The 25,166-nt window shown below is 60.0% G+C and carries 23 protein-coding genes and 2 tRNA genes; 12 read left to right on the top strand and 13 right to left on the bottom strand.

The annotated features are described in order from the left end of the window. Window positions 1-13: 13 nt before the first annotated feature. Both GOQ25_RS08650 and GOQ25_RS08645 read right to left on the bottom strand, forming a co-directional pair. The gene (locus GOQ25_RS08650; protein ID WP_236844530.1) at window positions 14-1,276 is read right to left on the bottom strand and encodes an MFS transporter; all 1,263 of its coding nucleotides are present in this window, start codon (window positions 1,274-1,276) and stop codon (window positions 14-16) included. 117 nt (window positions 1,277-1,393) lie between these two features. Beyond that, on the bottom strand, window positions 1,394-2,686 hold the full coding sequence (locus GOQ25_RS08645) for a phospholipase A (protein ID WP_160350060.1): 1,293 nt from the start codon (window positions 2,684-2,686) through the stop codon (window positions 1,394-1,396). A 198-nt stretch (window positions 2,687-2,884) separates the two neighbouring features. On the opposite strand from GOQ25_RS08645, the gene GOQ25_RS08640 reads away from it, so the two are divergent. Beyond that, a tRNA-Arg gene (locus tag GOQ25_RS08640) sits at window positions 2,885-2,961 on the top strand. A gap of 40 nt (window positions 2,962-3,001) precedes the next feature. Here the strand turns inward: GOQ25_RS08640 and cls are convergent. After that, the gene (gene cls, locus GOQ25_RS08635; RefSeq protein ID WP_160350059.1) at window positions 3,002-4,459 is read right to left on the bottom strand and encodes a cardiolipin synthase; all 1,458 of its coding nucleotides are present in this window, start codon (window positions 4,457-4,459) and stop codon (window positions 3,002-3,004) included. A gap of 185 nt (window positions 4,460-4,644) precedes the next feature. Here cls and GOQ25_RS08630 point away from each other — a divergent pair, with 185 nt between their 5' ends. Further along, complete coding sequence (locus GOQ25_RS08630; RefSeq protein ID WP_160350058.1) at window positions 4,645-5,178, top strand: lipocalin family protein; 534 nt, start codon at window positions 4,645-4,647, stop codon at window positions 5,176-5,178. A 114-nt stretch (window positions 5,179-5,292) separates the two neighbouring features. Here the strand turns inward: GOQ25_RS08630 and GOQ25_RS08625 are convergent. After that, window positions 5,293-5,368, bottom strand: a tRNA-His gene (locus GOQ25_RS08625). 208 nt (window positions 5,369-5,576) lie between these two features. Between GOQ25_RS08625 and GOQ25_RS08620 the strand changes: the two genes are divergently transcribed. Continuing rightward, window positions 5,577-5,849 carry a hypothetical protein gene (locus GOQ25_RS08620; protein WP_160350057.1) on the top strand — a complete coding sequence of 91 codons (273 nt, stop codon included), beginning with the start codon at window positions 5,577-5,579 and terminating at the stop codon, window positions 5,847-5,849. A gap of 4 nt (window positions 5,850-5,853) precedes the next feature. On the opposite strand, the gene GOQ25_RS08615 is transcribed toward GOQ25_RS08620, so the two are convergent. The 3 genes from GOQ25_RS08615 to GOQ25_RS08605 form a co-directional block, all read right to left on the bottom strand. Continuing rightward, complete coding sequence (locus tag GOQ25_RS08615; protein ID WP_160350056.1) at window positions 5,854-6,618, bottom strand: DUF1828 domain-containing protein; 765 nt, start codon at window positions 6,616-6,618, stop codon at window positions 5,854-5,856. Window position 6,619: 1 nt separating this feature from the next. Next, complete coding sequence (locus GOQ25_RS08610; protein ID WP_160350055.1) at window positions 6,620-7,156, bottom strand: hypothetical protein; 537 nt, start codon at window positions 7,154-7,156, stop codon at window positions 6,620-6,622. Window positions 7,157-7,256: 100 nt separating this feature from the next. Continuing rightward, entirely contained in the window at window positions 7,257-8,126 is an 870-nt protein-coding gene (locus GOQ25_RS08605) for a neutral zinc metallopeptidase (RefSeq protein WP_160350054.1), read from the bottom strand. A 44-nt stretch (window positions 8,127-8,170) separates the two neighbouring features. On the opposite strand from GOQ25_RS08605, the gene GOQ25_RS08600 reads away from it, so the two are divergent. The 4 genes from GOQ25_RS08600 to bamC all read left to right on the top strand — a co-directional run bounded on the left by GOQ25_RS08600 (window position 8,171) and on the right by bamC (window position 11,603). Then, complete coding sequence (locus GOQ25_RS08600; RefSeq protein WP_160350053.1) at window positions 8,171-8,797, top strand: L-threonylcarbamoyladenylate synthase; 627 nt, start codon at window positions 8,171-8,173, stop codon at window positions 8,795-8,797. 28 nt (window positions 8,798-8,825) lie between these two features. Next, window positions 8,826-9,473: a site-2 protease family protein gene (locus tag GOQ25_RS08595; RefSeq protein ID WP_160350052.1), complete on the top strand. Its 648-nt coding sequence runs from the start codon at window positions 8,826-8,828 to the stop codon at window positions 9,471-9,473. An 84-nt stretch (window positions 9,474-9,557) separates the two neighbouring features. Continuing rightward, complete coding sequence (gene dapA / locus GOQ25_RS08590) at window positions 9,558-10,460, top strand: 4-hydroxy-tetrahydrodipicolinate synthase (protein WP_160350051.1); 903 nt, start codon at window positions 9,558-9,560, stop codon at window positions 10,458-10,460. Window positions 10,461-10,472: 12 nt separating this feature from the next. After that, window positions 10,473-11,603, top strand: coding sequence for an outer membrane protein assembly factor BamC (gene bamC, locus GOQ25_RS08585; RefSeq protein ID WP_236844529.1), 1,131 nt, complete (start codon window positions 10,473-10,475; stop codon window positions 11,601-11,603). Window positions 11,604-11,700: 97 nt separating this feature from the next. Here the strand turns inward: bamC and GOQ25_RS08580 are convergent, their stop codons facing one another. From GOQ25_RS08580 to GOQ25_RS08565, 4 genes are all read right to left on the bottom strand, one after another. Continuing rightward, entirely contained in the window at window positions 11,701-11,940 is a 240-nt protein-coding gene (locus tag GOQ25_RS08580; RefSeq protein ID WP_160350049.1) for an endopeptidase, read from the bottom strand. Between the two features lie 266 nt (window positions 11,941-12,206). Then, on the bottom strand, window positions 12,207-13,346 hold the full coding sequence (locus GOQ25_RS08575) for a cupin domain-containing protein (protein ID WP_202109383.1): 1,140 nt from the start codon (window positions 13,344-13,346) through the stop codon (window positions 12,207-12,209). A gap of 50 nt (window positions 13,347-13,396) precedes the next feature. Beyond that, entirely contained in the window at window positions 13,397-15,997 is a 2,601-nt protein-coding gene (gene mutS, locus GOQ25_RS08570; RefSeq protein WP_160350106.1) for a DNA mismatch repair protein MutS, read from the bottom strand. A 283-nt stretch (window positions 15,998-16,280) separates the two neighbouring features. Next, window positions 16,281-16,754: an Lrp/AsnC family transcriptional regulator gene (locus GOQ25_RS08565; protein WP_160350047.1), complete on the bottom strand. Its 474-nt coding sequence runs from the start codon at window positions 16,752-16,754 to the stop codon at window positions 16,281-16,283. A 138-nt stretch (window positions 16,755-16,892) separates the two neighbouring features. Between GOQ25_RS08565 and kynU the strand changes: the two genes are divergently transcribed. After that, window positions 16,893-18,143 (top strand): kynureninase, encoded by a 1,251-nt coding sequence (gene kynU, locus GOQ25_RS08560; protein ID WP_160350046.1) that lies wholly within the window; start codon window positions 16,893-16,895, stop codon window positions 18,141-18,143. A 113-nt stretch (window positions 18,144-18,256) separates the two neighbouring features. Here kynU and GOQ25_RS08555 read toward each other — a convergent pair whose 3' ends face one another. Continuing rightward, a complete protein-coding gene (locus GOQ25_RS08555; RefSeq protein WP_160350045.1) occupies window positions 18,257-19,498 on the bottom strand; it encodes a Hint domain-containing protein in 1,242 nt (413 codons plus the stop codon). Window positions 19,499-19,961: 463 nt separating this feature from the next. On the opposite strand from GOQ25_RS08555, the gene GOQ25_RS08550 reads away from it, so the two are divergent. Further along, complete coding sequence (locus GOQ25_RS08550) at window positions 19,962-20,180, top strand: dodecin (RefSeq protein ID WP_160350044.1); 219 nt, start codon at window positions 19,962-19,964, stop codon at window positions 20,178-20,180. Window positions 20,181-20,787: 607 nt separating this feature from the next. On the opposite strand, the gene GOQ25_RS08545 is transcribed toward GOQ25_RS08550, so the two are convergent. Beyond that, window positions 20,788-21,342: an NADPH-dependent FMN reductase gene (locus GOQ25_RS08545; protein WP_160350043.1), complete on the bottom strand. Its 555-nt coding sequence runs from the start codon at window positions 21,340-21,342 to the stop codon at window positions 20,788-20,790. Between the two features lie 293 nt (window positions 21,343-21,635). Here GOQ25_RS08545 and GOQ25_RS08540 point away from each other — a divergent pair, with 293 nt between their 5' ends. The 3 genes from GOQ25_RS08540 (at window position 21,636) to GOQ25_RS08530 (ending at window position 25,164) form a co-directional block, all read left to right on the top strand. Then, window positions 21,636-22,184 (top strand): antibiotic biosynthesis monooxygenase, encoded by a 549-nt coding sequence (locus GOQ25_RS08540; protein ID WP_160350042.1) that lies wholly within the window; start codon window positions 21,636-21,638, stop codon window positions 22,182-22,184. A 176-nt stretch (window positions 22,185-22,360) separates the two neighbouring features. Continuing rightward, the gene (locus GOQ25_RS08535; RefSeq protein WP_160350041.1) at window positions 22,361-23,659 is read left to right on the top strand and encodes an imelysin family protein; all 1,299 of its coding nucleotides are present in this window, start codon (window positions 22,361-22,363) and stop codon (window positions 23,657-23,659) included. Continuing rightward, window positions 23,656-25,164, top strand: coding sequence for a di-heme oxidoredictase family protein (locus GOQ25_RS08530; RefSeq protein ID WP_160350040.1), 1,509 nt, complete (start codon window positions 23,656-23,658; stop codon window positions 25,162-25,164). The genes GOQ25_RS08535 and GOQ25_RS08530 overlap by 4 nt, the downstream gene beginning before the upstream one ends. Window positions 25,165-25,166 lie beyond the last annotated feature (2 nt).

The raw sequence follows: 25,166 nt of genomic DNA, 5'->3' as shown, positions 1-25,166 counted from the left end.
AGACCGTGATTCCTCACAATGCAGGCTTCGGCGCAGGCATCAGCATTGCGTTTTGCGCGGGCAAACGCATGGAGACAGCGGCGGCAATCAACAGAATCGCACCCGCGCTGCCAAATGCCACCCAGTGCGTCCCAAACGCTTCAAAACCCCACCCGCCAAGCCAGGAACTGATCATCGCGCCAACCTGATGGCCCAGGTACGCACAGCCATACAGCACGCCGACAAGCCGCACGCCATAAATATCGGCCAGAATCGCCGAAGACATGGCGATGCTGCCGGCCCACACGATCCCTCCAATCGCGGCGGTCAGGTAAAGCTCCCAGTGGGCGCCCACAATCAACAGCGCAAAAAAGCCCAGCCCCCGGATCAAATAAATTGCCGCGAGAATTTTGCGGCGTGGCAAAGTGTCCGATATCCGCCCAAGCACCAGCGTGCTGAAGATCGCGACCAGCCCGATGAGCCCGATGCCAAGCGAGCTCGTCTTGGCATCGAAGCCATGGTCCATCAGCATCGGAATGCCGTGCGTACCCAGCAGATTCATGCTGAACCCGCAGGCAAATAATCCCGCGGTGATCTGCCAGAAGGGGGCGCTGCGGGTGGCTTGGCGAAAAGTCAGGCTCGGCGCCTTGGCTGTGCGAGTCGTAGCCGGCTTGCGCGCAATCTGTTCAGCCGTCAGATCGGCGTTTTCTGGTGCCTGATCGCGAATGACAAAACAGGCCACCGGCACGGTGATGACCGTGAAGATTCCCGCGAAACCCATGAGCGCGGCCTGCCAGTTCGTTGCCTCGATGGCAAAGGTCAGCACTGGCGTCATCACTGCGATGCCAGCCATCGAACCGGTCGATAAAAAGAAGAGCGCCATGCCACGTCGCCGCGTGAACCAGCGCGTCAGCACCGGCGTCAACGCGACCGGGCTGGTAAAGCCCAATCCCACCGAAAGCAACACGCCAAACGACATGAAAAAGCCGAACGTCGTTTCAGCGTTGACGGCCCAGATTGACGATAAGACCACGATTGCTGTGCCGAGCAACAGCACAAACCGCGTGCTGCATCGCGCCACCAGCATGCCGGCTATCGGCATTGCCAGGCCATAGCACAACATGCCTATCGCGATAATTCCCGATAGCAAGCTACGGCTTAACCCCAGGTCTTGCGCCATGGGCAGAAAAAATGGGCCTACGCCCATGCGCATGCCCACCGTCAACAACGTCAGCACCGTGGCCGCTGCCACGATGTTCCAACCAAAATACCAACTGCCGCGATACCCGCTAGTCAACGCCGTCTCCCTGTTTACGCAAGCTCTGTCGTCCTGCGCCCGGGCCATATTGTCGACGATTTTATGGGGCGGCGCATCGGGGGCCGCCCGTTTTTAATACGGTGCGCGACAGCGTGCTCAGGGCACCAGCGATAACCCTATACGGAATTGCGAGCGGTCACGCTGGTTGTATCCCAACAATGTCTCGCCATAGCCATTGAAATACTGCAGATGCACGTAGCCGTTCATATTGAGCCAGGTGCGCTTGAGCGGCCATGCGAAATCGAGCTGCGTCGTGCGATGCCGGCTCGCACCTTGCCGATAGAGCGCCGACACCACCGCGCCGTTGTCTTGCGCCCAGCGGACTTTCCAGTCCACATGACCGGCATAATCGGAATAATCCTTGTTGTCGTCCTCGACGGCGAAATAAGCCTTGATTCGCGGGGAAAACGTCAGCGTGCTACCGCTGTCAAACCGATAGTTGATGGCCGGCTGAATGTACACGTCGTTCAGCGAGCGCGAATCGTCCCCGTCCTTGCCATTGGAAAGATGCTCCACACCCGTGTTCAGACCCAGCCGCCAGCGCTCACTCGCCGAGGTCCAGACTTTTTCGTTGAGCCAGAAGATGCTGGGATTGAAGCTGGTGTCGATAAACGGCATCGAGTCACCCTGCAGATCCCAGAGCGACTGTTGGGTATAGCCAAGGTAGAAGTTCTCGCCAAACGTGGGCGCTCGCCCATCGGCGGGGTGGAACAGTCGATACTTCGCGCTGATCTGGAAACGCGCCGTCGTGCCCCCGCGAGTTCCGATATCGAAGTAAATCGGTTCATACGCCGACAAGGCGCTGCGAAAGGCGTCGAATCCCGAGGTTGGAGCCGGCCAATCTGCCTGCACGGTGTCTGCCGGCGCAGGGCCCGCGTCCGGATGCGCGCCAGCGGCGGCGACGACAGCGGGTGGCACAGGTTGCCCGGTATGCGGGTCCACCACCGGCACGGTGGCAGGCGTGCTGACCAGCGTGCCGTTATCTCGGTTCGTCACTTCCAATGCCATCAACGCCGGCTGGCCCTCAATCGATACGGCTTGCAGACCGTCAGCTGTGGCAGGCACGACCGTGCTCCAGGTCATACGGGCGAAATTATTGACCGGGATATCGAATTGCGTGTTGGCGGTGGCCAGCTTGGCGAGGCTGCGCACCACGCGCCCGTCGGCGCTGCGCCACTGAACGACCAGATTCTCGGGCGCACGCCAGTTGGTCATCGCTGTGCCATCGTTGAACAGCACTGCCTGAATCTGCACGGTTTCGCCCGCCGCCGCGGTGGGGCGTTCAAGCTGATATGAAATTCCGGCTGCCGCCGGCGCGGCCGCGACGAATATCGCCGCCAGCAGCAAGGGGCGCACCGCGCCAATAGAATAAAGAGAGGCCGAAGACATACACATAGGGTGATATAGCGACGAGGCAATGTAACATCGTCTACCTTCTTGTCGGCAACCGCTTGTAAGCGTGCGGCAATATTGCATCATTGGGGCAAGAAGCGGACGTGGCGTGGGTTTTCTTACGCTATTTAGCGATTTCGCGCGGTGCCTCGCGCCACGGTACAATTGCCGCGCGTTATCATACGCGCGGCCTCCCCGCCCTTAGCTCAGTTGGATAGAGCACTCGCCTTCTAAGCGAGCGGTCACACGTTCGAATCGTGTAGGGCGGGCCAGCATGCCTCTCGCTGGCTCATCAGCAGGCCGCTCGCCCCTCTACAGATAGGGCGACGCCAGCCAGATCACCTTGTTGCGCAAACGCTTGATAAAAGGCTCGTCATAGAGACTCTTGAGCGTCACTTGGCGAGCCTTGGCGATTTGCGCATCAATGCGGTTGGCAATCCATTGCGCGATCTCGTGGTCGTAAACCTCGGTATCCAGCTCGAAGTTCAGGCGCAGACTACGGGGATCGAGGTTCGACGAACCTACATACGACCACGCGCCGTCTACCGTCAGCAACTTCGAATGATCGAACGGCCCGGACGAACGCCATACGCGGCAGCCGGTGCGGATGATTTGATCCAGTTGCGCCGTCATGGCGTAGTTCACTAAACGCAGATTATTGCGGCCGGGAATCACCACATCGACCCGCACGCCGCGCCGCGCGGCCGTGGCCAGTGCGAGGATAAGCGGCTGATCAGGCAGGAAATAAGGCGACTGAATGCGGATGTGGTGTTGCGCTACCGCCAGCGCGCCCAACAGCATATTTCGCGTGCTCACCATCGCCCGGTCGGGCCCCGAGGGCACGCAGCGCAGCGGCACCGTGCCGGCCGCGGTGGCCGCTGGCGGCACGAACCAGGGTTCGCCGATCAGTGGCTCATGAGTGGTGAAATTCCAGTCATGGGCGAAGACCGACATCAGTTGAGCCACCACCGGGCCTTCCATGCGGAAATGCACGTCGCGGTTCGTCTGATCGCCTGCGATCGCGGTCACGAAAGCAGCACGCACATTCATGCCGCCCGTAAAGCCGATGGTGCCATCGATCACCATGATCTTGCGGTGACTGCGTAGATTGGCGTAGGGCATGCGCAAGACGCCCAGCGGATTCGTCATGAACAGCGCCGTGCGCACGCCGGCGCGATGCAGCAATCGGACGATCGGAGGGCGCGAATATTTGCTGCCGATGGCATCGATCAGTACGCGCACCTTGACACCGCGCTCATGGGCTTCGATCAAGGCTTGCGCCATTTCCCGCCCGATCTGATCGTTATCGAAGATATAGCTTTGCATCGCGATGCAGTGCCGGGCCTCCCGGATCGCCTGCATCATGGCGGGATAAGCCTCGTCGCCGCCGGCCAGTGGCGTGATGCTGTTGTCGCCCACGACGGGGAAATTGCTGATCGTATCGCCCAGGATTCTTAACGAGGCGAACTGCCTGTCCGATGCAGGCACCACGTCTTTGATGGGCACTTGAGGGTAGGTGGCATAGCTATGCGGCGTTTCGTCGCGTTGCTGCGACACGCGCGTATGACGGATACGGTTGACGCCCGCCACGAAATACAGCAGCGCGCCAAACAGCGGCGAGAACAGCGTGACCGCCACCCAGCCAATCGCGGCGCGCACATCCTGTTTGGTCATGGCGGCATGCACGGCAGCCCCCGTTCCGGCCAGCAAGCTGACCACGAAAACCAGATGCGGCCAGTATGCCTGTAGTAGTTCGACAATACGATCCATAGGAAACACGGAATGATTCTCTCTGTACGGCCGAGCGCGATGCCGGCTCGATTAGGCCGTGAGGATACCAAGTCCGGACAATTCCTGACACAGATGTTGAAAGCAGATTGCGCTTTACGACACCTCGAATCACCTGCTTGGCCAATTCCGGGTAACCTGACTTCAAACATTACGGAGGTGTAGAAATGCGATCGATTATTGCGGTATCACTCGTCGCGGCGCTTGCCGGTTGCGCGACCACCCGAACGGACTTGCCCACGCAGAGCAGCGTGGACCTAAGTAAATACGCCGGAACCTGGTACGAACAGGCGCGATTGCCCAACCGGTTCCAGGATGACTGTGCGTCGGATGTGCAGGCCGATTATGTGCTGCGGGAAGACGGTACGCTGGGCGTGACCAATCAGTGCAAGAAAGCGAACGGCGAAACCAAGGTTGCCACGGCCCAAGGCCGGCTGAACCCCTCTGTACAACCGCCCGATCCCGCCAAGCTTCAAGTGCGATTCGCGCCTGCGTGGACATCGTGGCTGCCTTGGGTCTGGGGGAACTATTGGATTATCAAGCTGGCCGGCGACTACGAATATTCCCTGGTCGGTACGCCCGACCGCGAATACCTGTGGGTGCTAACTCGCGAGAAAGACGCCGATCAGGCGCGCGTGGATGATCTGCTGGACTATGCGCGCACGCAAGGATTCGCGGTAGATAAGATGGTGCGCCAGTAACTGAAGCCCTGGCGCTACGGCGCCAGCCGAAAAAATAAACCCGCCTGCAGTTTTCACTGGGCGGGTTATTTGCATCCTCGAACGAATGCCATGGCATTCGCGAGAAATAAAAACTGGGGTGGCTGATGGGGCTCGAACCCACGACAACCGGAATCACAATCCGGGACTCTACCAACTGAGCTACAGCCACCGCTGCACTGCAAAGAGGCCGAATATTAGCATGAAAAATTTGGAGTAGGCAAATGAGGGTGGAATTTTCAACTTAGTGGAACGCAGCCGCTTGCGAAGGGTCGCTCTGCGGGGCGTGCGCGGACGGCCCAAACTGCAAGCTGGTTACAAAACTTATCCGACATGTCACGAAATGCCGGGTATGCTGCCTCACTAGAGAGGGCATACGAGTGCACCAGAATAATCTGATTTACAAGGGATACCGCCTGACGGCCAAAGTCAGCCGCTCCGCGCCTGGCGATAACGCGCCGGCCTCCGGGTCACCGGTATTCACCGCGTCCGTGGTCATCGTGCCTGCCGGGGCGGTGCAAGACACAGGCGATGAATATGCCGTTCCGGGCTTTGCCGAAGGGCAGGTGGTCTATAGCCCCCGCGAGGCCGTGCATGTGGCGATCAGCCACGGCTGCGCCATCGTTGATGCACTGACCGGTGTCGCGGGATAGCGCATCAATGCGCGAAAATCTCTGACCAGCTGCGCGCTTTGCCCAGCGGTCGGACAATGGCGGACTGCTCCAGGATAGAAACCGCCTTGTTGAATTCCTCGGCCGTGGCGCCGTCTTCGAGGATCACCAGGCGCCCGTTGTCCGCATCGGCCATTTTCACATCCGACATTTTGCCGTGCGTCTGATAGACCTGCGTCCAATCGATCTTCTTGCCTGCCTTGAGCGCGATGGGTTCGATAAACGTGAGCGATTCACCAGAGGCGCTGCGCACGGCATAGGCGAACTCGGCGGTATGGCCGCTGCTGCCGCGTGCGCGCGCACCATGCACCAGACGGTCCATCCCCACCGCCTCGGCCAGCGTGCGGCCAACCTCCGCACGAAAACGCAGGCGGCTGAATTTAGGCATCCATTGACTGCATTGAAAGGTCAGTGCCGTCGTCAGCTTGATCGCATCCCACAAGGCGTCTTGCAGCTGCGATTGAGGACCAGACGCGGTGATCGCGCCGTTGTGATCAAAGCGCGCGAGGCTCAAGCCAGGAATCTGGTTCAGTTGTTCCAGGCGCTTGGCATGCAGTTCGACGCCATAGGTCGCGGCATGCATGGCGGCTTCGCCCGCATCGGTCAGGAAAAACGTCTCGTCGTCCGGACGCGCGATGTAGAAACTGGCATGCTGGCCGTCCAAGCCCATGGCAACGGGCGTGATCGCGCGTACGGCGCGTTCTCCGGCGGGGACAACGGTCCAGCCGGCGGGGGGCAGAAATGCGGTCATATCAGATGAGCAATTCAATCTGGCGGCCTTTGAGCGGATGGGCAAAGCCACCCGGCAGGGTGAGGTTGGCGCGCTGCAGAAAATAAGGGATCAAGGTCGCGATGTCGTTCAGCGCCGGCTCGATCGGCTCGGCATACCCTTCGCCTTCATGATGCCAGATATGCAAATGAGTCCGTTGCTCCAGCACCTTGCGATACAGCGGCAAATCCGAACCCGAGACATTCGTGTGATAGGCATCGTTGGTATCGATGCCCAGCACGCGATGCGGGCCGATAAACAGACTGGCCGAACAGGCCGCCGGCAGCGTGATGGCCGCCTGTCCATACACCGCCGTGCGCGCCGGTCGGTAAATGGCGCGAAGAATAATGTCGTCGCGCGTCTCGCCGCGCAATCGGCACGAGGACACGAACTCCATCCATTGCATCTGGCCGGGGGCAGGGCGATGCACCCAGGTCACCGCTTTGGCGGTTTCCTTGGGCTCTGCCAGGATTTCGCGGACTTCTGCCGGGGTAATGAGGGGGGCTTGCTTAGTGGCCATGCGCCGTTACGGGGGCTGTAGTTCAGCGGGCACCCGAAAAGGGTGCCCGAAAGGGCCGTAATATTACAAGATCGGCGCGTGGCAGGCAGGCAATACGGCCTTAAAGTGTTTCCGCCGAGAACGTATCGCACTGGCGCAAGTCGCCGCTATCGAGGCCGCGCTTGAACCATTTGACCCGCTGCGCCGAGGAGCCATGCGTGAACGCATCGGGTACGACATAGCCCTGACTTTTCTTTTGCAAGGTGTCGTCGCCGATGGCGGCGGCGGCGTTCAAGCCTTCCTCCACATCGCCGCTTTCGAGAATATCGCGCGCCTGATCGGCGCGGCGCGCCCATAGTCCGGCAAAGCAATCGGCCTGCAGCTCCATGCGCACCGATAATGCATTGGCCTGGGCCGGCTGTCGGCGACGCAGTTGATCCACCTGATCCGAAATGCCCAATAAATGCTGCACGTGGTGGCCGACCTCATGCGCGATCACATAGGCCTGCGCGAAATCGCCGGGCGCATTCAATTTGCGCTCCATTTCATCGAAGAAGCTCAGATCGATATAGACCTTGTTATCGCCGGGACAGTAAAACGGGCCCATGGCCGACTGGCCGGTGCCGCAAGCCGTGGGCGTCGCGCCTCGAAACAGCACCATCTTGGGCGCGATATATTGCCGATTAAGATTTTGCCGAAAAATATCGTTCCAGATGTCTTCGGTTTCGCCTAACACTTGCGCGACGAACTTGGTTTGGGGATCATTGGCGGGAGGCTGCGTCGACGTCTGTTGTTGTACTGGAGCATTTCCATCCGCCATTTGTAGAACCACGGAGGGGTCTACACCAAAATAAATTGCCACTAGTGCCAGTACGATGGCGCCGATTCCCATTGGCCCGCGACGGCCGCCAAACCCACCGCCTCCAAATGATGGTCCGCTAGAACGACGATCCTCGATGTTGCGGCTTTCCCGTGACTTACCCATGCGCATGTTGATTCTCCTGAGCAGGCGCTAATGATGCTAGGATAAAACGTATGGCAATCTTTTTCTCTATTCACCCCGACAATCCGCAACCGCGTTTGCTTAAACAGGCCGCGCAGTGGCTCAATGATGGCGGTTTGGTCGCTGTGCCGACCGACTCGAGTTATGCGGTGGTTGCGCGTTTGGACGACAAGGCTGCGGCCGACGGATTGCGGCGTCTACGCGGGCTGGATGATCGCCACCATTTGACGTTGATATGTCGCGACCTGGCGGAAATTGGCCATTTTGCGCGCGTCGACAATAAACAATATCGCTTATTGAAAGCCGCCACGCCCGGACCTTGGACCTTTATTCTCGAGGCCACGCGCGAGGTGCCGCGCCGGGTCTCGCATCCTTCGCGCAAAACGATAGGCATACGCGTGCCCGATCATCTGGTGACACTCGGCTTGCTCGATGCGGTCGGGGCTCCCCTGTTATCGACCACGCTGATCCCTCAGGGTGAAGAAGAAGCGCTAAACGACGCCGAAATCATTCAAGAGCGCTATGCGCATCAGCTCGCCGCCGTGATCGACGCGGGGGCGTGCCCACAACTTCCTACTACCGTCATCGATTTGACCGGCGATGAGCCGGCCGTCATGCGCCACGGGCGGGGCGACCCTGCCACGCTCGGGCTGGCCTGAACTCCCCCGCTAAACCTTCCGGCGCCTCATGTCCGACCTTATTCAGTCCATCGCGATCTACGCGATTCCCGTTATTTTCGCGATCACACTGCACGAGGCCGCCCACGGTTACGTTGCACGCTTGTTCGGTGATCGGACCGCCGAACAGGCCGGACGCATCACGCTAAACCCGATACGGCATATCGATCCGGTGGGCACCATTGCGGTGCCTGTCGCGATTTTGCTTATGTCCAAACTGCTCGGGGGGCCGGCCATGCTGTTTGGCTGGGCCAAACCCGTGCCCGTGGACTTTGGCAGGCTGCGCCGGCCCAAGCAGGACATGCTGTGGGTCGCCCTGGCCGGGCCCGCGGCGAATCTGCTGATGGCCATATTGTGGGTGCTTTCCATGCGTCTGCTTTTGGCCACAGGCGTGGAGGAAGGCTACTGGTACGAAGTCGGCATGGCTGGCATCAATGTGAACCTCGTGCTGATGGCGCTGAACCTGCTGCCGATTTTGCCGCTGGATGGCGGCCGCGTGCTGTTTAGCCTGCTGCCGCACCGGCTGGCTTGGCAATATTCGCGTATCGAGCCCTATGGTCTGTTGATCGTGATCGTGTTGCTGGCGACCGATGTCCTGTGGACGCTGATGCGCCCGGTCATGGACGTGGGCGCGGCCATCGTGACTTGGTTCTTGTAAATCTCAATATTCCGGTAAACTCAACGGTTCGACTGACTTGTTTCTCGCCCGGGGCATCCTGTTCCGGGTTCGGAGCCCATTTTCATGGCATCCCCGGATTCCTCAATGATTACTTTCCAAGGCAGCATGGTGGCCTTGGTGACCCCCATGCAGCCGGATGGCAGCCTGGATTACGCAAGCTATCGGTCCCTGATCGACTGGCACATTGCCGAGGGCACCGACGCCCTGGTGGTGGTGGGCACGACTGGCGAATCGCCGACGGTGTCCATGGAGGAACACGCCGAGTTGATCCGCGTGGCGGTCGAACACGCCGCTGGCCGTATCCCGGTGATCGCCGGGGTCGGCGCGAACTCGACCGACGAAGCCATCCACCTGACGCGCCACGCCAAAAACGTGGGCGCGCAGGCCGGTCTCTCGGTGGTGCCGTACTACAACAAGCCCTCCCAGGAAGGCCTCTACCAGCACTTCCGCGCGGTTGCCGAAGCGGTGGATCTGCCCACCATTCTGTATAACGTGCCGGGTCGCACCGTTGCCGATATGAGCAACGAGACCGTGCTGCGCCTGGCCCAGGTGCCGGGCATTATCGGCATCAAGGACGCTACGGGCGATATCGGCCGTGGCGCGCTGCTGCTGCGCGAAGCCCCCGAAAGCTTCCAGGTGTTCAGCGGTGACGATCCGACCGCCGCCGCGCTCATGCTCTTGGGCGCGCGGGGCAATATTTCGGTGACGGCCAATGTCGCTCCCCGACTCATGCGCGAGCTGTGCGCAGCCGCGTTGGCAGGTGATGTGCCCAAGGTGCGTGAACTAAACGCGTATCTGGCCCGTCTTAACAAGGCTCTCTTCATCGAGGCCAATCCCATTCCTGTGAAATGGGCGCTGGCTCAGATGGGCCGTACGGCACTGGGCTATCGCTTACCCTTGGTAGAGCTCGGCGCTCAGCATCACGAGACCGTCCGTCGCGCACTCCAGGAAACGGGTCTGCTTTAAACATAAGTGAGGATGCGTATGAATCAACGTCATGCCGCTGCGTCGGCATTGATGGTGCTGACTTTGCTGTCTGGTTGCAGCGAAATTAATGAATTTCTCGGCAATGAGGAGTCGGTCGACTACAAAAGCACCAAGCGCGGCGAGCCACTGAGCATTCCGCCTGATTTGACTCAGGCGTCCAGTGACCCACGTTATCGCGCGCCGACCTCGGGTAGCACCACGTTCTCGGAATACCAGGAGCAGGGTCGCCAAGTCGCGACGACTTCGGTCCAGACCAGCAATGTGCTGCCACAGCGTGACGATATGCGCGTGGAGCGTGACGGCGATTTACGCTGGCTGGTGATCAACCAGCCACCGGAACAGGTCTTCCCGAAGATCGTCGATTTTTGGACAGAAACGGGTTTCACCGTGGCGGTCAACAACCCTCAAGCGGGGCTGATCGAAACCAATTGGGCGGAAAACCGGGCGAAAATCCCCGAGAGCTGGCTGCGTCAGGCCTTGGGCAAGATTCTCGATTCCGCCTGGGATAGCGGCGAGCGCGAAAAATTTCGCACCCGCGTCGAACGCGTGGGCGGCCGCACCGAGGTCTATATCTCGCACCAGCAAATGCTGGAAAAGCGCATTGGCACGGACGAAGGCCAGGTTGCGTGGGAGCACGGTAAAGAAGATCCGGGTCTGAATGCCGCGATGCTGGCCCGCCTGATGGTGTATCTGGGCACCGATACCGACAACGCCCGCAGGCTGGTTGCACAGGCCGAGGCCGCACCGCAGTCGCCGACCGTCCAACAGGATGTGCGTGCCGACGGTGCCATGCTGGTCGTGGACGAATCCTTTGACCGCGCCTGGCGTCGCGTCGGGGTGGCTTTGGATTCGGGCGGCTTCACCGTCGACGATCGCGATCGCTCTGCTGGCGATTATTTCGTGCGCTATGTGGATACCGACACGGGTGCCAAGCAAGATCAGCCGGGCTTCTTCAGCCGTCTGTTTGGTGGTGACAAGCGCGCTCAGGCCGCTCAATACCGTGTCCATCTGACCGAAGTCGGTGGTCAGACGCAAGTCACGATTTTGGACGCCAACGGTCAGCGGGACAACAGTTCTACGGCACAACGCCTCTTGGGTGTGCTCAAGGACAAAATGGTCTAAATCCAGAGGCCTAAGCAAAAAGGGCCGCGACATTCGTGTCGTGGCCCTTTTTGCGACTGGCGGTGTGGCCAGTCCAGGCGAATACGGCGGTTTAGATTCAGCCGCCCGAGCTCGGCGCGGGCGAGCCGCTGGGCGAGGTGGGGCCGCTCGGCGACGAAGTACCGCCCGGAGCAGGCGTGCTCGACGAGGGGGTGGACGTGTCGGGTGCGGGCGTGGAAGGGGCCGGCGCCGTGGTAGCGGGCGCGGAGCTGGGTGCGCCAGCGGTGTCGTCCTTCTTGTCGCAAGCCGTCAGCGCGACGGCCATAACCGAGGCGATAATCAAAGTTTTGCTGATCATGTTGAGACTCCTGTTAGATGACAATGTTGCCGCCCCAGCTGGGGGTAAATCCCAATAGGGGAAACGAGTATTCAGGCTACAGGAATCGTCCGGTTTGTGGAGTGTGAAAGTTAAAGCGGTGGCATCCCAAACGTAACAGGCCTTACAGCAAGGTGTGCGACGTTTCCCTATGTTGCGAGAAAATCAGGCTTGATCGCGCTCTGTGCACGACCGATACAGCATCGTGACAGGAAGATACGGTAGAGAGCCACCGGGTAGATCTTTTGTCAGGCTTCCCGATAGTGGAGCCAGCCAGAGTCCAGCCAGTCCATCAAGGTTTCCCGCGCGTCGTCGCTCAGCTTGCGGCATCGCGGGTCGTTGCAGGCCAGCTTGCGAGCATCGGCCAGTGCGCGTAGCGCCGGCTCCGCGGGCACATGAGCCGCTTCTCCGTTGATAAACAACTGCTTGCCGCGATACAGCATGCGGCTGCGGCGATCCAGCTGGAGATATCCTCGCTCCGGCCATTCCAACGCCAGATCGACCGCGAGTTCGGCCGGCGGTTCAAACACGCTGAGATTGCTGGGTTCGGTTAACCAGCATCCCAAAAAGCGCGCGGCCACCGCATCATCGAACCGCACCTTGGCCAAAGTATCTAGCGTGGCCTGCACCAGGCTGTCAGGCAAGGCCGCGGGCGTTTCGACGGCTGGCTGGCCGGGATCTCGATACAGTGCTTCGAGGCGCGGCCCAGGCAAGGGCGGCTCGCCATAGGGGCCGCCGAGCAATCCGACACGCGCCATCACCTGATCCGCCGCGGCTTCGAGCAGACCGCGCGCCAATATCGCCTGCGTGGGCGCGCGGAATCCGATCGATATGGTCATGCAGTCACCGCCCACCGCGACGCCATCATGCGCTGCTTGCGGTGGCAGGTACAGCATATCGCCCGGTTCCAGCACCACATCGTGCTCGGGCTCGAAATTCTGCAGAATCTTTAGCGGCAGATCCGGCTGCAGGCTTAAGTCTTTCTGGCGGCCATAGCGCCAACGCCGGCGTCCTGCTGCTTGCAACAGGAATACGTCATAACTATCGAAATGCGGCCCCACACCGCCGCCATCGGAAGCCACGCTGATCATGATGTCATCGAGGCGCGCATCCGGAATGAAACGGAATAGCTGCATCAACGCCATCGCCGCGTCATCGTGCAGATCCACGCTTTGTACCAGCAAGGTCCAATCGGGCACGGTGGCTTTAGGCAGTCGGGCGAACGGCCCGTTCTCCATTTGCCACGCGCCTTCCTCGCGCCAGATCAAGCGGGATTCCACATCGTCGCGGCGCGCTAATTTTTTGACCTGCGCGATGCTTAACGGCGGCTTGAAATTCGGAATGGCCTGACGGATCAGCAAGGGCTTGCGCTGCCAGTAGCGGCGCATAAAGTCAGCGGCGCTCAGGCCGCCCAGCAGGGGCAGGGACTCGTTGATATTCACGGTAAACACGCCTTGAGGCGATAAAGAGCGTCCAACGCTTCACGCGGCGTCAGACTGTCGGGGTCGATTTGGGCCAGCTCATCGCGCAGGCTTTGTAATGCCGCGGATTCTTCGTGTTGATCATGGGCGGCATGGGCCTGCGCGTCTGCCTCGATGGCTGCGGAGAACAAGCCGAGCTGTGGCGTAGGCGCGCCTTGCGCTTCGAGGCGTTCCAGTTCGCGCGAGGCATGGCGGATCACGGCGGCCGGGATGCCGGCGCGCTGAGCAACCTGGATACCATAACTGCGGCTGGCGGGGCCCTCGCGGACTTCATGCAGGAACACAATGCCGCCCGCGGATTCGGCCGCGGCCAGATGGACGTTGGCGGCGGTAGGCTGTTCAGCAGGCAGTCGCGTCAATTCAAAATAATGCGTCGCGAATAAGGTCAGCGCCTGGTTATGCGTCACCAGCCGCTGCGCAATCGCCCACGCCAGCGCCAGCCCGTCGTAGGTCGAGGTGCCACGGCCGATTTCGTCCATCAGTACGAGGCTGTTCGGCGTGCTGGCAGCCAGGATGGCGGCGGCCTCGGTCATTTCCATCATAAAGGTGGAGCGACCGCCCGCCAGATCATCGGCTGCACCGATGCGCGTGAAGATGCGGTCGATCTTGCCCACGGTGGCGCTGGTCGCAGGCACGAAGCTGCCGACGCGGGCCAGCAGCGCGATCAATGCGACTTGACGCATATAGGTCGATTTACCGCCCATGTTTGGACCAGTGATCAACAGCATGCGGCGCGTTGCCTCGAGCACGCAGTGATTGGGGGTAAAACGCTCGATGGTGCGCTCCACAACCGGATGGCGGCCGGCTTCGATGCAGATTTCGGCCTGCTCGCTCAGCTGCGGGGCGATCCAATCGTGGCGACGGGCGTGCTCGGCCAGTGCTGCCAGGGTGTCGAGTTCGGCCAGCGCGCAGGCGCATTCCGACAACGGGCGCACGAATGCGGCGACGGCGTCCAAAACCTGTTCGAACAACCATTTCTCGCGCGCAAGCGAGCGGTCCTGGGCGGATAACACCTTGTCTTCCCAGGTCTTCAGCTCGGGGGTGATATAGCGTTCCGCGTTCTTTAGCGTCTGACGGCGACGGTAGTCTTCGGGCACCTTGTCGGTCTGGCCTTTGGTGACCTCGATATAAAAGCCATGCACGCGATTGAATTCCACGCGCAAATTGTTAATGCCCGTGCGTTCGCGCTCGCGTGCTTCGAGCTGCAGCAGGAAGTCGCCACCATCGGCCGCCAGCGCGCGCAGTTCATCGAGTTCGGCGTCAAAGCCGGCCGCGATCACGCCGCCGTCGCGTATCGCCACGGCGGGTTCTTGTGCAATCGCGCGGGTGAGCAGCTCGGCGATGGCGGGGTCCAGCGACAGATGTGCGGCGAGCTGACCCAGGCGAGGTGTACCGGCGAGCGGCGAAATCAGATCATGCAGGGTGGGCAGGGCATGCAGCGCATCGCGCAAGCTTGCCAGCTCGCGCGGGCGCACCGAGCGCAGCGCCAATCGCGAGGCAATGCGTTCCACGTCCGGAAAGGCATTCAAGGCGCCGCGCAAAGATTCCAGCAGGTCCGCATCGCTAAATGTTTGCGCCACATCCATGCGTCCCGCGAGCAACGCGGCAATGGCTTGCTGACGGGCAAGTGCCGCCGCGTTATCGCGCAACGGATGATGCAGCCATCGCCGCAACAAGCGGCTGCCCATCGGCGTCTGGCATCCGTCCAGCAACGAAAACAAAGTCGGTGCATCCTCGCCGCTAATGGTCTGCGTGAGCTCCAGATTGCGTCGAGTGACCGGGTCCATCAACACGTATTCGCCGGGTCGGTCCACGGCCATACCCTGCACGTGCGCGAGGGCCTGCGACTGCGTGCGCGCGGCATAACGTAGCAACGCGCCGGCCGCGCAAATCGCGGCGGGCATGTCATCGACATCGAAACCGGACAGCGAATCAGTCTTGAAATGCGCCAGCAAATGCGCTCGCGCGCCGTCGCTTTCGAAATGCCAGTCCGGTACGCGCGTGCGTGCGCCTTCGAAGGGGAAGGGCAGGTCCAGGCTCTCCGGACACACCAGTTCTGCCGGAGACACACGATGCAGCTCGGATTCCAGCTGTGCGGGAGCGCACTCGGTCACCCGAAACTCGCCGCTGGCCAGATTCAGCCACGCCAGCGCTGCGCGCTGCAGGCGCCCTTTGCCATGAATGCAGATCGCCGCCAGCGCGCGGTCGGCCTTGGCCGGCAGCAGCGCTTCGTCGGTAAGCGTGCCGGGGGTGACAATACGGACGATGCGCCGCTCCACCGGCCCTTTGGAGGCAGCCGGGTCGCCGATCTGTTCGCAGATCGCGACCGATTCGCCCTGTGCGACCAGCCGGGCGAGGTATTGCTCCATCGCGTGCACCGGAATACCGGCCATCGGGATCGGCGTGCCGTTGGAGGCCCCGCGTTTGGTCAGCGTCAACCCCAGCAGGCGCGCGCCGCGTTCGGCGTCTTCATAGAACATCTCATAGAAGTCTCCCATGCGGTAGAACAGCAATAGCGGCCCCGCCTCGGCTTTGAGGCGCAGGTACTGCTGCATCATGGGGGTATGGCCGGCGAGACTGGGTTCGATAGACGTTGAATTCACTTGATATTTCTATACGGTTCGGCGGTGTACGAAGACGATGAATGTCGAGCCGGGTGCTCGGGACACCGCATCGTACGCCTTACTACTCATAGGCCTTAGTGTAGTTTTTTTGGGCAGGCCGATTAAAACCGTCCTCACGGACGAGCCGGTTTGCGACTTCAGGGGCGTTCAAGCCTTGGGGCGGCGATGGGTTTTAAGACTTGTCCGAGCGCGTGCATCGGCTGTCGCCCGACGTATTTCAGCGCCAGTTGGCCAGCGGCAGCATGCTATCCCGATTTTTTACCTTACGCATGACGATATGCGAGCAAAGGTTGCGCACGCCGGGAAGCTTGCTGAGTTTATCCTCGACAAAGTTCGAAAACGCCGACAAATTACGCGTGCGTACCCGGAGGATATAGTTGGACGCGCCAGTGACGATGCTGGCCTCGGTGATTTCGTCGTGCAGCGCGATGCACGCCAGGAATTCCTCGTGCCAGCCGGCGCGCGACTGGTCCAGCGACACGTGCACGATCGCCTCGAGATCAAAGCCTAGCTTCTCGGCGTCCAATACCGCGCGATAAGCGCGAATGAGCCCCGCTTCTTCCAGCGCACGCACGCGTCGCAGGCATGCCGAGGGGGATAGCGCGACTTGATCGGCCAAGTCCTGGTTGCTGAGGCTACCGTCTTCTTGCAAACGGGCAAGGATTCGTTGGTCGATGGTGTCAATTTGCATTCCGCAATCTCGTTCTTATCAAAGCAGCTTGACGCAATTAAATTCGAAAAACTAGGGTCAGTCACGAACGACTTTGCAACTTTTTTGCGTGCTCGCGCTGATAGTATCTATTTAGCAACTCGTTAGAAGGAATGGACTATGAACACTCGCGAAGCCTGCGTCGCCGCCGATCGTCAGGATCCCCTGGCGCACCTCAAGGACCAATTCGATTTGCCCGAAGGGGTGGTGTATATGGATGGCAATTCTCTGGGCGTGCTGCCCAAGACTGCCGCCGCACGCGCCGCCCAGGTGATCAATGAGGAATGGGGTACGGGCCTTATCCGCAGTTGGAATTCGGCCGGATGGTTCGATCTGCCGGCGCGCCTGGGCGACAAGCTTGGGCGTCTGCTGGGCGCGCGCGACGGCGAATTGGTCATTACCGACACGACTTCGCTGAACATCTTCAAGTCCTTGGCCGCCGCGCTGCGGATTCAGCAGCACAAGCATCCCACGCGCCGCGTCATCCTGTCCGAGCGCGACAACTTCCCGACCGATCTGTACATGATTCAGGGCATGATCGACCTGCTTCAACAGGGCTACGAAATGCGGTTGATTGACGATGATCTGCCTTTGGACGAGGCACTGGACGAATCGGTGGCCGTGGTGCTGCTGTCGCACGTCAACTACCGTAGCGGCCGGATGTACGACATGGCAGCGGTTACCGCTCAGGCGCATCGCCAAGGCGCGCTGACAATCTGGGACCTGGCGCACGCAGCCGGGGCCGTACCCGTGGATTTAAATGGTGCCAACGCTGACTTCGCGGTGGGCTGCACCTATAAGTATTTGAACGGCGGTCCTGGCTCGCCCGCGTTTATCTGGGTTGCTCCGCATCATACCCAAGACTTTTGGCAGCCGCTGTCGGGTTGGTGGGGGCATAGCCGTCCCTTTGATATGGCGGTGGCTTATGAGCCGGCGGGTGGCGTACGGCGCTATCTGTGCGGCACGCAGCCGATCGTGTCGATGTCCTTGATCGAATGCGGCTTAGACGTGGCGCATGCCGCCGGCATGGAGGAGGTCCGCAAGAAATCGTTGGCGCTGGGTGACTTGTTCATTGAACTGGTCGAATCCCGTTGCGCCGGCCATCCGCTGACGCTGGTGACGCCGCGCGCGCATGCCGAGCGCGGCAGTCATGTGAGTTTCCGGCATCCCCATGGCTTCGAGGTGATGCAGGCACTGATCGCACGCGGCGTGATCGGCGACTACCGCGAGCCGGAAGTGCTGCGCTTCGGCCTGACGCCGCTGTATTTTGGGTACGCCGATGTCTGGGATGCGGTGGAGATCTTGAAGGACGTGCTGGATAACCGTAGCTGGGACAAGCCCGAGTTCAAGCAGCGGACTGCGGTGACCTGATTGCGAGCGATCTTTTAACTCGACGTCCAAAAAAAATCCCACTCGATACAGGTATCGAGTGGGAAGCCGCTTCACTTCGCAAGTGCCGCGGGTATCAGTGGCGCTGGCCCAAATTAGGCGCAGGCGACCTTCAGCTCAGTGGCGCTGTCTTGTTCCAGCACCTCGGCGCGAGCGGCGTAGGTCGCTTGCAGGCGTTGGATCTCGGCTTTGTTGCGCACGACCGTGAAGCCGGGACGGTCGGCCAGACGGCGCTGACGATCTTCCGGACGCAGGGCGGTGACGTCGGCGTTTTGGAAGTAGTCGCGGTTACCACCATCGGCCCAGGACTCGGACATGATGCCGTGGGCGCTGATCACATCGAACTGATCCAGTTCAACGTGGAAGTACTCGTAGCTGATGTGATGCGTTTCCTGGTAGATGGTCTTGCCGTTGACCAGGTCCTTGGCGCGGACCAGCTTGCCTTCCACGTAGAGGTGATGGCCGGGCGAAACCACAATGTCCTTGCTCGGCACGTTTTCAGCGATGGCATCGCGTACGATACGGATCGGCATATGCTCGGCCCGGCGGTCTGCCGGGATCTGCTTGGTGAACGTCTTGCGGAAACCGACCCACTTCACGGTGCGTTCGCCGGACTTGCCGATAACAACATCGCCAGCAACCAGATCTTCCACGGCGACTTCGCCTTTGGTGGTCTGAATCATGGTGCCACGCAGGAAGCATACGGGCGACACGAATGCGCCGATACCCGAGGTGCCGTACTGTTCCACCATGGCATCGTAGTCAGCTTGCGAAATGTTCTGGATTTGGAAGCGGACGGCTTCCAAACCAGTCGAGAGGTTACCGTTGTAGTTCAAGGTGGCGGTCTGCGTGGCGGAATTATAGCTGAGCGTGCCGTTGCTGCGACCTTCGACCCATAAGGAATCGCCGACCGCCATGCTGTTGACCGTGAATGTGGTGGGAGTCGCCAGCGATAGCGATGCGGGATCATAGACGAACGCCCCCCCGCCGTTGCCAGTGAACGTAATGTTGTTGTTGGCAACAATACCGACCGCAAGAGTGGCAGCGTCCACCGTGATCGAGGAACCATCGCCAATCTCGTAATTGACGCCGGTCAGGGCTGAAACGTTGGCGAGGCCATAGTTCAATGAGAGGCTGCCACCATTAATAACGGCGAATGTCGGCGTCCCAATGGCCTGCACGCCCACCAGCGTGTTAGCCACTGCGTCGACACCGTCAACGGTCAGCGTATTACTTCCCAGCACATTTAACTGCAGGGTATCTCCTGCATCGGCGTCGTAGTTCGACGAATTAATTACCTGATTACTGGATCCAATATCTATACCGATAACCGCCATGGAAGCCTCCCATTGCAAAAATTAGCAATAAATGTAATCCGCAAGGTCGGTCCCGCGGATTTTTCAAATAATACAGGACTTTCGATCCAGTGAGCAGAAGTTTCGTCTAAGAACACGCTGCTATTTCCGTGTAAAAGTTCCGAAATTCACGTAATTGCATCTAAGTTCAGCAATTAATATGATGGAATTATTATTTTTTGCATCGATTTGCAATGATTGCCCGGAATATGTAGGTATTAACTACTGGTAATTCCTAATACTAAAAATATGTACTTATTTGGTTTACGTATAAAGCGGCCGGATTAATTCGGTCAGTCCCAATACTTCTCAAAATGTGAGGAGGCCGCCAGAAAGTCTCATGACCAACATTCCCGAGTTGCCTCGGGGCCCAGATTAGGCGCGCTCGCGCCGCGCGGGTATGCAACTTGCGGAGTTCCGCGCTCTACTTTTCAGGAGGTCGTCCATGTCCGATAACCACATTTACAAGCAGATTGAACTGGTCGGCTCATCGACCACGTCTTCCGACGACGCGGTCGCGCAGGCTATCGCGCGCGCCTCGGAGACGCTGCGCAATCTCGACTGGTTCGAGGTGACCGAGGTGCGTGGCCATATCAGGGACGGCAAGATCGCGCATTGGCAGGTTGGACTGAAGATCGGGATGCGCCTGGAAGACGAGGATTAGGGCGAGCGCACGAGTCGAATCGCTGGTCAATATTTGATCGGCGCTTCTAACTGCTTGGATTTGCAGCCCTTTTTTGCCTTGTCCGAAACCTGTTCAGTAGGTTTTCCACAACGGCGGGGGATAAGCCTGCAGGTTTTCCCCTGTTCCGGAATTTGGACTGGTGGTTTGCGCGGATCAGGGCGTTGATTCGATACGCGTAAGCGCATGTGCGCCAGATATCGCTGGATGCGCAAATTTTCACCGGGATGTGCAGGTTATTGTTATTCAAGGATGTTTTGCGCTTGTCCGAAACCTGTCAAAGGGTTTGTCCACATTCCTGGGGGATAAGCGTACAGGTTGTGAATATCCGGGCTCTTGGATGCGTATCAGGTATGGCGCGGGCCCTGATGAACGCGTGATCGGGGGTTCCGGCGAGCGAATTAGTCACTCCTGCGCCTCGTGCCCATTTTTTGACCACTGTCTACAAGTCTTTGTTTGGAAAGAAAAAATCTCGCTTGTCCGAAAGCTGTTCAGCGGCTTGTCCACATCGACAGGGGATAACAGCCGCGAAAGCCACTGCGCTTTTCGCGACAGCGCGGCCGACTGTTGAGATCGGCCGCCACAAAGCTCAGTTTTTGAATTTATTTATCCAGGCGACGTAGCCTTCCAGCCAACCCTGCAGGAACTGGCGAGTACCTTCGTTGGTGATCTGGTAATCGTCGTCAATCAAGCCTTCCTTATATTGCAGAAAGACTTCTGGCACGGTAAAGATATTCACACCTTCGGCCGCCAGGATATTGCGCAGATGCTGCTGCGCCATGCCCGTACCGGCGGCGCTGGGGGAGGCACCCACGATTCCACCGGCTTTACCGGTCCAAGAGTTCTGACCCCAAGGGCGTGAACCCCAGTCAATGGCGTTTTTCAGGGCGGCGGGAATGGAGCGATTGTGCTCGGGCGTGACGAACAGCAGGCCGTCAGCGTCGGCGACCAATTGCTTGATCGTGGCTGCCGGCGCGGGCATGTCCATTTCATGGTCTTGGTTGTACAGGGGCACATCGCCCAGACTGGCGTATTGAAACGCTATACCTTCGGGAACCAGCTTTTCCAGCGCACGAGCAAGGCGCAGGTTGATGGAGGCAGCACGCAGGCTGCCCACGAAGACAGCGATGTTGAGTTGGCTCATGAGCGAAGCTCCAGGGGATAGGGAGCAATTAGTGTAGACGTCCGGGTTGGCGCTCTCAAGCAAACTCCTGCAACCGACGGAGGGTCTATTCTGGCCTATGCTTTGCACCGATATGGTGCAGGGCTAGGTGATTTCCCTAATGCGGTGCAGCGATGCTGCATTGCAGCACCGCAGATGCATGTAAATACCGGCTCGCTCCCAAGAGAAAAGTTGGCATGCACTTTGCTAGGGTAATCACTAGGTAGCGGGGATTGAGCCCTCGCACCGCTAGCCCAGCTGTATGGAGTCATTAAATGTCTGCCCATTCTGTTTCCGCCCCGGTCACTATGTTTGTCACGCGCCATATTGCGCCCGAGAAATACAGCGATTTTCTGAAGTGGATGCGACAGGGCGAATTGCTGGCCGCTGGCTTTCCCGGCTTTCTGGGTTCAGGCGTGTTGCAACCGCCGGAGGGCGGCGACGAGTACCAGATCGTGCTGCGTTTCGAAGATCCGGAAAGCCTCGCCCGCTGGGAAAACTCCTTGCCGCGCAAAATGTGGCTGGAGCGTGGGGCCAGCCTGGTGCGCGAAAGCCGCGTGCATCGGGTCAGCGGTCTGAACGCGTGGTTTTCTACTGGCAACGGAACGCCGCCGCGCTGGAAGCAGGCCATCAGCGTCTGGCTGGCCTACTTTCCGATGTTGCTACTCTTTAGCATCCTGGCCAATGATATTTTGAGCACGCTGCCGATCTTCTGGCGGGTATTCGTCACCACGGTCTGCATGACGCCGGTGCTGTCTTATATCTGTATCCCCGTCATCACGAAGGTATTGCGCCGCTGGCTGCACCCAACGACATCGCACTAGCCGTGCGGCTGGTCCCAGCCACGCTGCCATGGCGCCGGACGCTGGGACATTTTCCAAAAAGCATCCCAGGGGCTGAACCTTAAACGAAAATTGTTTACACTTGCGTTCGTTCATTTGAGTGTCAGAAATGCGTGAAGACGTTACACGCCTTCGCTCAGTCCAAGGAGAATGTTTCGATGCGCAAGTTGCTCTATGGCGCGATGCTGGTGGCGGCTCTGGTTGGCGGCACGGCCCAAGCGGCGGCCGAACCCAAGGCTGTGGTGCAGACCTATTCCGATATCGCGCTGGCAGGCTACGAAGATTCGCTCGCCACAGCCAAAGCGCTGCGCACCGCCATCGATGCGTTGATCGCGAACCCCAGCGCTGACACCCTCAAGGCTGCCCGTCAGGCCTGGCTGGCGGCGCGTGTACCTTACCAGCAGACCGAGGCATTTCGCTTTGGTAATCCCATCGTGGACGATTGGGAAGGCAGCGTGAACGCATGGCCGCTGGACGAAGGGCTGATTGACTATGTGGATGCTTCGTATGGCACCGAGAACGACGAGAACGCGTTTTACGCGGTCAACGTGATCGCCAATTCGAAGATCAATGTCGGCGGTAAAACCATCGATGCGACCAATATCACGCCCGAGCTGCTGGCGGATCTGCTGCATGAGGCCGATGGCAACGAGGCAAACGTCGCTACCGGTTATCACGCGATTGAGTTCCTGCTGTGGGGCCAAGACTTGAACGGGACCGGCCCCGCGCCGGCCGACCGTACCGGCACCCCGCAGGAGCGCCATGCCGGCAATCGCCCGCATACGGATTTCGATCCGAAGAACTGCACCGGCGGCAACTGCGAGCGCCGCATTCAATATCTGAAAGCCGCCACCGACTTGCTGGTATCCGATCTGGAAACCATGGTCGCAAACTGGAAGGGTGACGGCCCGGCGCGCAAGGCCGTGTCCGAAGACCCCAAGGCTGGCCTCATCGCAATGGTCACCGGGCTGGGTAGCCTGTCTTATGGCGAACTCGCCGGCGAGCGCATGAAGTTGGGCCTCATGCTCAACGATCCGGAAGAAGAACACGATTGCTTCTCCGACAATACGCACAACTCGCACTACTACGATCAAATCGGTATTCGTAACGTCTACCTGGGCGAATACCTGCGCACCGACGGCCAGACGGTCAAGGGTGCAAGTTTGTCCGACCTGGTGAAAGCGCGCGATCCCAAGCTGGACGCGGAAATGCGCGCGAAACTCGACGCGACGGTGGCTGCGATGCAGGCCATGCGCGACCGAGCCGAGAAAGTGGAAACTTACGATCAGATGATTGCCGCCGGCAACGCCGAAGGCAATGCGGTGGTGCAAGCCGCCATCGATGCGCTGATTGATCAGACGCGCAGCCTGGAACGCGTGATTGCCGTGCTGGATCTTGGCGACGTCGCGCTTGAGGGTTCCGATAGTCTCGATAAGCCGGAAGCGGTATTTCAGTGAACTTTCGTGTTGTTGCTTTGCTAGCGGCGCTGACGACTGTCAGCGCCGTCGGCGCTTCTGTGGGTCGTGACGATCTGTCCGACGAAGATCGCGCGCGCGTGGCGAAAGTCACGGCGCCCACCAGCGATTTCAGCAAATCCGAGCCATTCGAATCGCTGCAGGCGGGCGCGGGTACGACGCGCAAGCTGGTTAACGCCGATATATTTTCTCAGCCGTCGGCGAACCTGACGTTCGAGGGGCGCCAGCAGTTCCTGGTGGGCAACGGGCTGTTCAGAAAAGACTGGGTATCGGCGCCGTCGTCCACGCAAGCCTCCGACGGCCTGGGGCCGCTCTTTAATGCGCGCTCGTGTCAGGGATGTCATACCAAGGACGGTCGGGGATCGGTGCCCGGGTTCGATCCGATGGAGCGCTCGGATACTGTCGCGCTATTGTTGCGACTGTCCGTGCCACCCAGCACGGACCTGGAGCGCGAAAAGCTCGCCTCCGGCCATTGGCCTTTCGTGCCCGAGCCGGTGTACGGCGTGCAATTGCAGAATTTCTCGGTAGCGGGCCTGCCGGCCGAGGGACGGCTGGAGATCGACTATGAGCCGATCACCGTCGCGCTCAATGGCGGCGAGACCGCTACCCTGATGAAGCCGACCTACCGCATCGAGAATCTCGGGTATGGCCCGATGCGCGAGGATGTCCAGATCTCGCCACGCTTGGCGCAACCCATGATCGGTCTGGGTCTGCTCGAGGCGATTCATCCCGACGACATTCTTGCCAACGCGGCAAAAGATCACGGCGACGGTATTCGTGGCAGGCCAAACTGGACCCGCGATGCGCGTACCGGCGAGCGCGTGCTGGGCCGATTCAACTGGAAGGCCAGCCAGCCGAGCGTGGAGCAGCAAAGCGCGGCCGCGTTCTCGAACGACATGGGCTTGTCCACGCCGCTCTTTCCCAGCCACTATGGTGACTGCACGAAAGCGCAGGATGAGTGCCTCAAAATGCCGCACGGCGCGCAGCCGCATCTGGGCGAACACGAAGTACCGGGCGAGCTGCTGGATTTCGTGACCACCTATGCACTGAATCTGGCCGTGCCGCAACGGCGCGATGTGGACGATGCTCGCGTGCTCGCCGGCAAGAAGCTTTTTTATGAAGCCAATTGCGTGGCGTGTCATGTGCCTAAATACGTGACGCGGCGTGACGCCGCACGCCCGGAACATCGCTTTCAGCTAATCTGGCCCTACACCGATATGCTGTTGCACGACATGGGCGAAGGCCTCGCGGACAAGGTGTCCGAGGACGGCGCCAGCGGCAGCGAATGGCGCACGCCACCGTTATGGGGTATTGGCTTGACTCGCACCGTCAATCCGCATGCCACTTGGCTGCACGACGGCCGCGCCCGCACGCTGCTCGAAGCTATCCTGTGGCATGGCGGCCAAGCGCAAGCGGCGCGCGATCGTGTCGTGGCCATGACACCCGAGCAACGCGCAGACCTGATTCGATTCCTGGAGTCGCTGTAAGC

The organism is Bordetella sp. 15P40C-2 (genome assembly GCF_009763235.1).
GTDB lineage: Bacteria > Pseudomonadota > Gammaproteobacteria > Burkholderiales > Burkholderiaceae_B > Bordetella_A.
Note: the sequence above shows the minus strand (reverse complement) of the source record. Positions and strands in the feature narration are given on the sequence as shown.

What these genes read in the sequence shown, in the direction of transcription:
- GOQ25_RS08645 (WP_160350060.1), bottom strand. Translation starts at nt 2,686, where the DNA reads ATGTCTTCGGCCTCTCTTTATTCTATTGGCGCGGTGCGCCCCTTGCTG.
- cls (WP_160350059.1), bottom strand. Translation starts at nt 4,459, where the DNA reads ATGGATCGTATTGTCGAACTACTACAGGCATACTGGCCGCATCTGGTT.
- GOQ25_RS08630 (WP_160350058.1), top strand. Translation starts at nt 4,645, where the DNA reads ATGCGATCGATTATTGCGGTATCACTCGTCGCGGCGCTTGCCGGTTGC.
- GOQ25_RS08615 (WP_160350056.1), bottom strand. Translation starts at nt 6,618, where the DNA reads ATGACCGCATTTCTGCCCCCCGCCGGCTGGACCGTTGTCCCCGCCGGA.
- GOQ25_RS08610 (WP_160350055.1), bottom strand. Translation starts at nt 7,156, where the DNA reads ATGGCCACTAAGCAAGCCCCCCTCATTACCCCGGCAGAAGTCCGCGAA.
- GOQ25_RS08605 (WP_160350054.1), bottom strand. Translation starts at nt 8,126, where the DNA reads ATGCGCATGGGTAAGTCACGGGAAAGCCGCAACATCGAGGATCGTCGT.
- GOQ25_RS08600 (WP_160350053.1), top strand. Translation starts at nt 8,171, where the DNA reads ATGGCAATCTTTTTCTCTATTCACCCCGACAATCCGCAACCGCGTTTG.
- GOQ25_RS08595 (WP_160350052.1), top strand. Translation starts at nt 8,826, where the DNA reads ATGTCCGACCTTATTCAGTCCATCGCGATCTACGCGATTCCCGTTATT.
- dapA (WP_160350051.1), top strand. Translation starts at nt 9,558, where the DNA reads ATGGCATCCCCGGATTCCTCAATGATTACTTTCCAAGGCAGCATGGTG.
- bamC (WP_236844529.1), top strand. Translation starts at nt 10,473, where the DNA reads ATGCGTATGAATCAACGTCATGCCGCTGCGTCGGCATTGATGGTGCTG.
- GOQ25_RS08580 (WP_160350049.1), bottom strand. Translation starts at nt 11,940, where the DNA reads ATGATCAGCAAAACTTTGATTATCGCCTCGGTTATGGCCGTCGCGCTG.
- GOQ25_RS08575 (WP_202109383.1), bottom strand. Translation starts at nt 13,346, where the DNA reads ATGCGCCGCTACTGGCAGCGCAAGCCCTTGCTGATCCGTCAGGCCATT.
- mutS (WP_160350106.1), bottom strand. Translation starts at nt 15,997, where the DNA reads ATGATGCAGCAGTACCTGCGCCTCAAAGCCGAGGCGGGGCCGCTATTG.
- GOQ25_RS08565 (WP_160350047.1), bottom strand. Translation starts at nt 16,754, where the DNA reads ATGCAAATTGACACCATCGACCAACGAATCCTTGCCCGTTTGCAAGAA.
- kynU (WP_160350046.1), top strand. Translation starts at nt 16,893, where the DNA reads ATGAACACTCGCGAAGCCTGCGTCGCCGCCGATCGTCAGGATCCCCTG.
- GOQ25_RS08555 (WP_160350045.1), bottom strand. Translation starts at nt 19,498, where the DNA reads ATGGCGGTTATCGGTATAGATATTGGATCCAGTAATCAGGTAATTAAT.
- GOQ25_RS08550 (WP_160350044.1), top strand. Translation starts at nt 19,962, where the DNA reads ATGTCCGATAACCACATTTACAAGCAGATTGAACTGGTCGGCTCATCG.
- GOQ25_RS08545 (WP_160350043.1), bottom strand. Translation starts at nt 21,342, where the DNA reads ATGAGCCAACTCAACATCGCTGTCTTCGTGGGCAGCCTGCGTGCTGCC.
- GOQ25_RS08540 (WP_160350042.1), top strand. Translation starts at nt 21,636, where the DNA reads ATGTCTGCCCATTCTGTTTCCGCCCCGGTCACTATGTTTGTCACGCGC.
- GOQ25_RS08535 (WP_160350041.1), top strand. Translation starts at nt 22,361, where the DNA reads ATGCGCAAGTTGCTCTATGGCGCGATGCTGGTGGCGGCTCTGGTTGGC.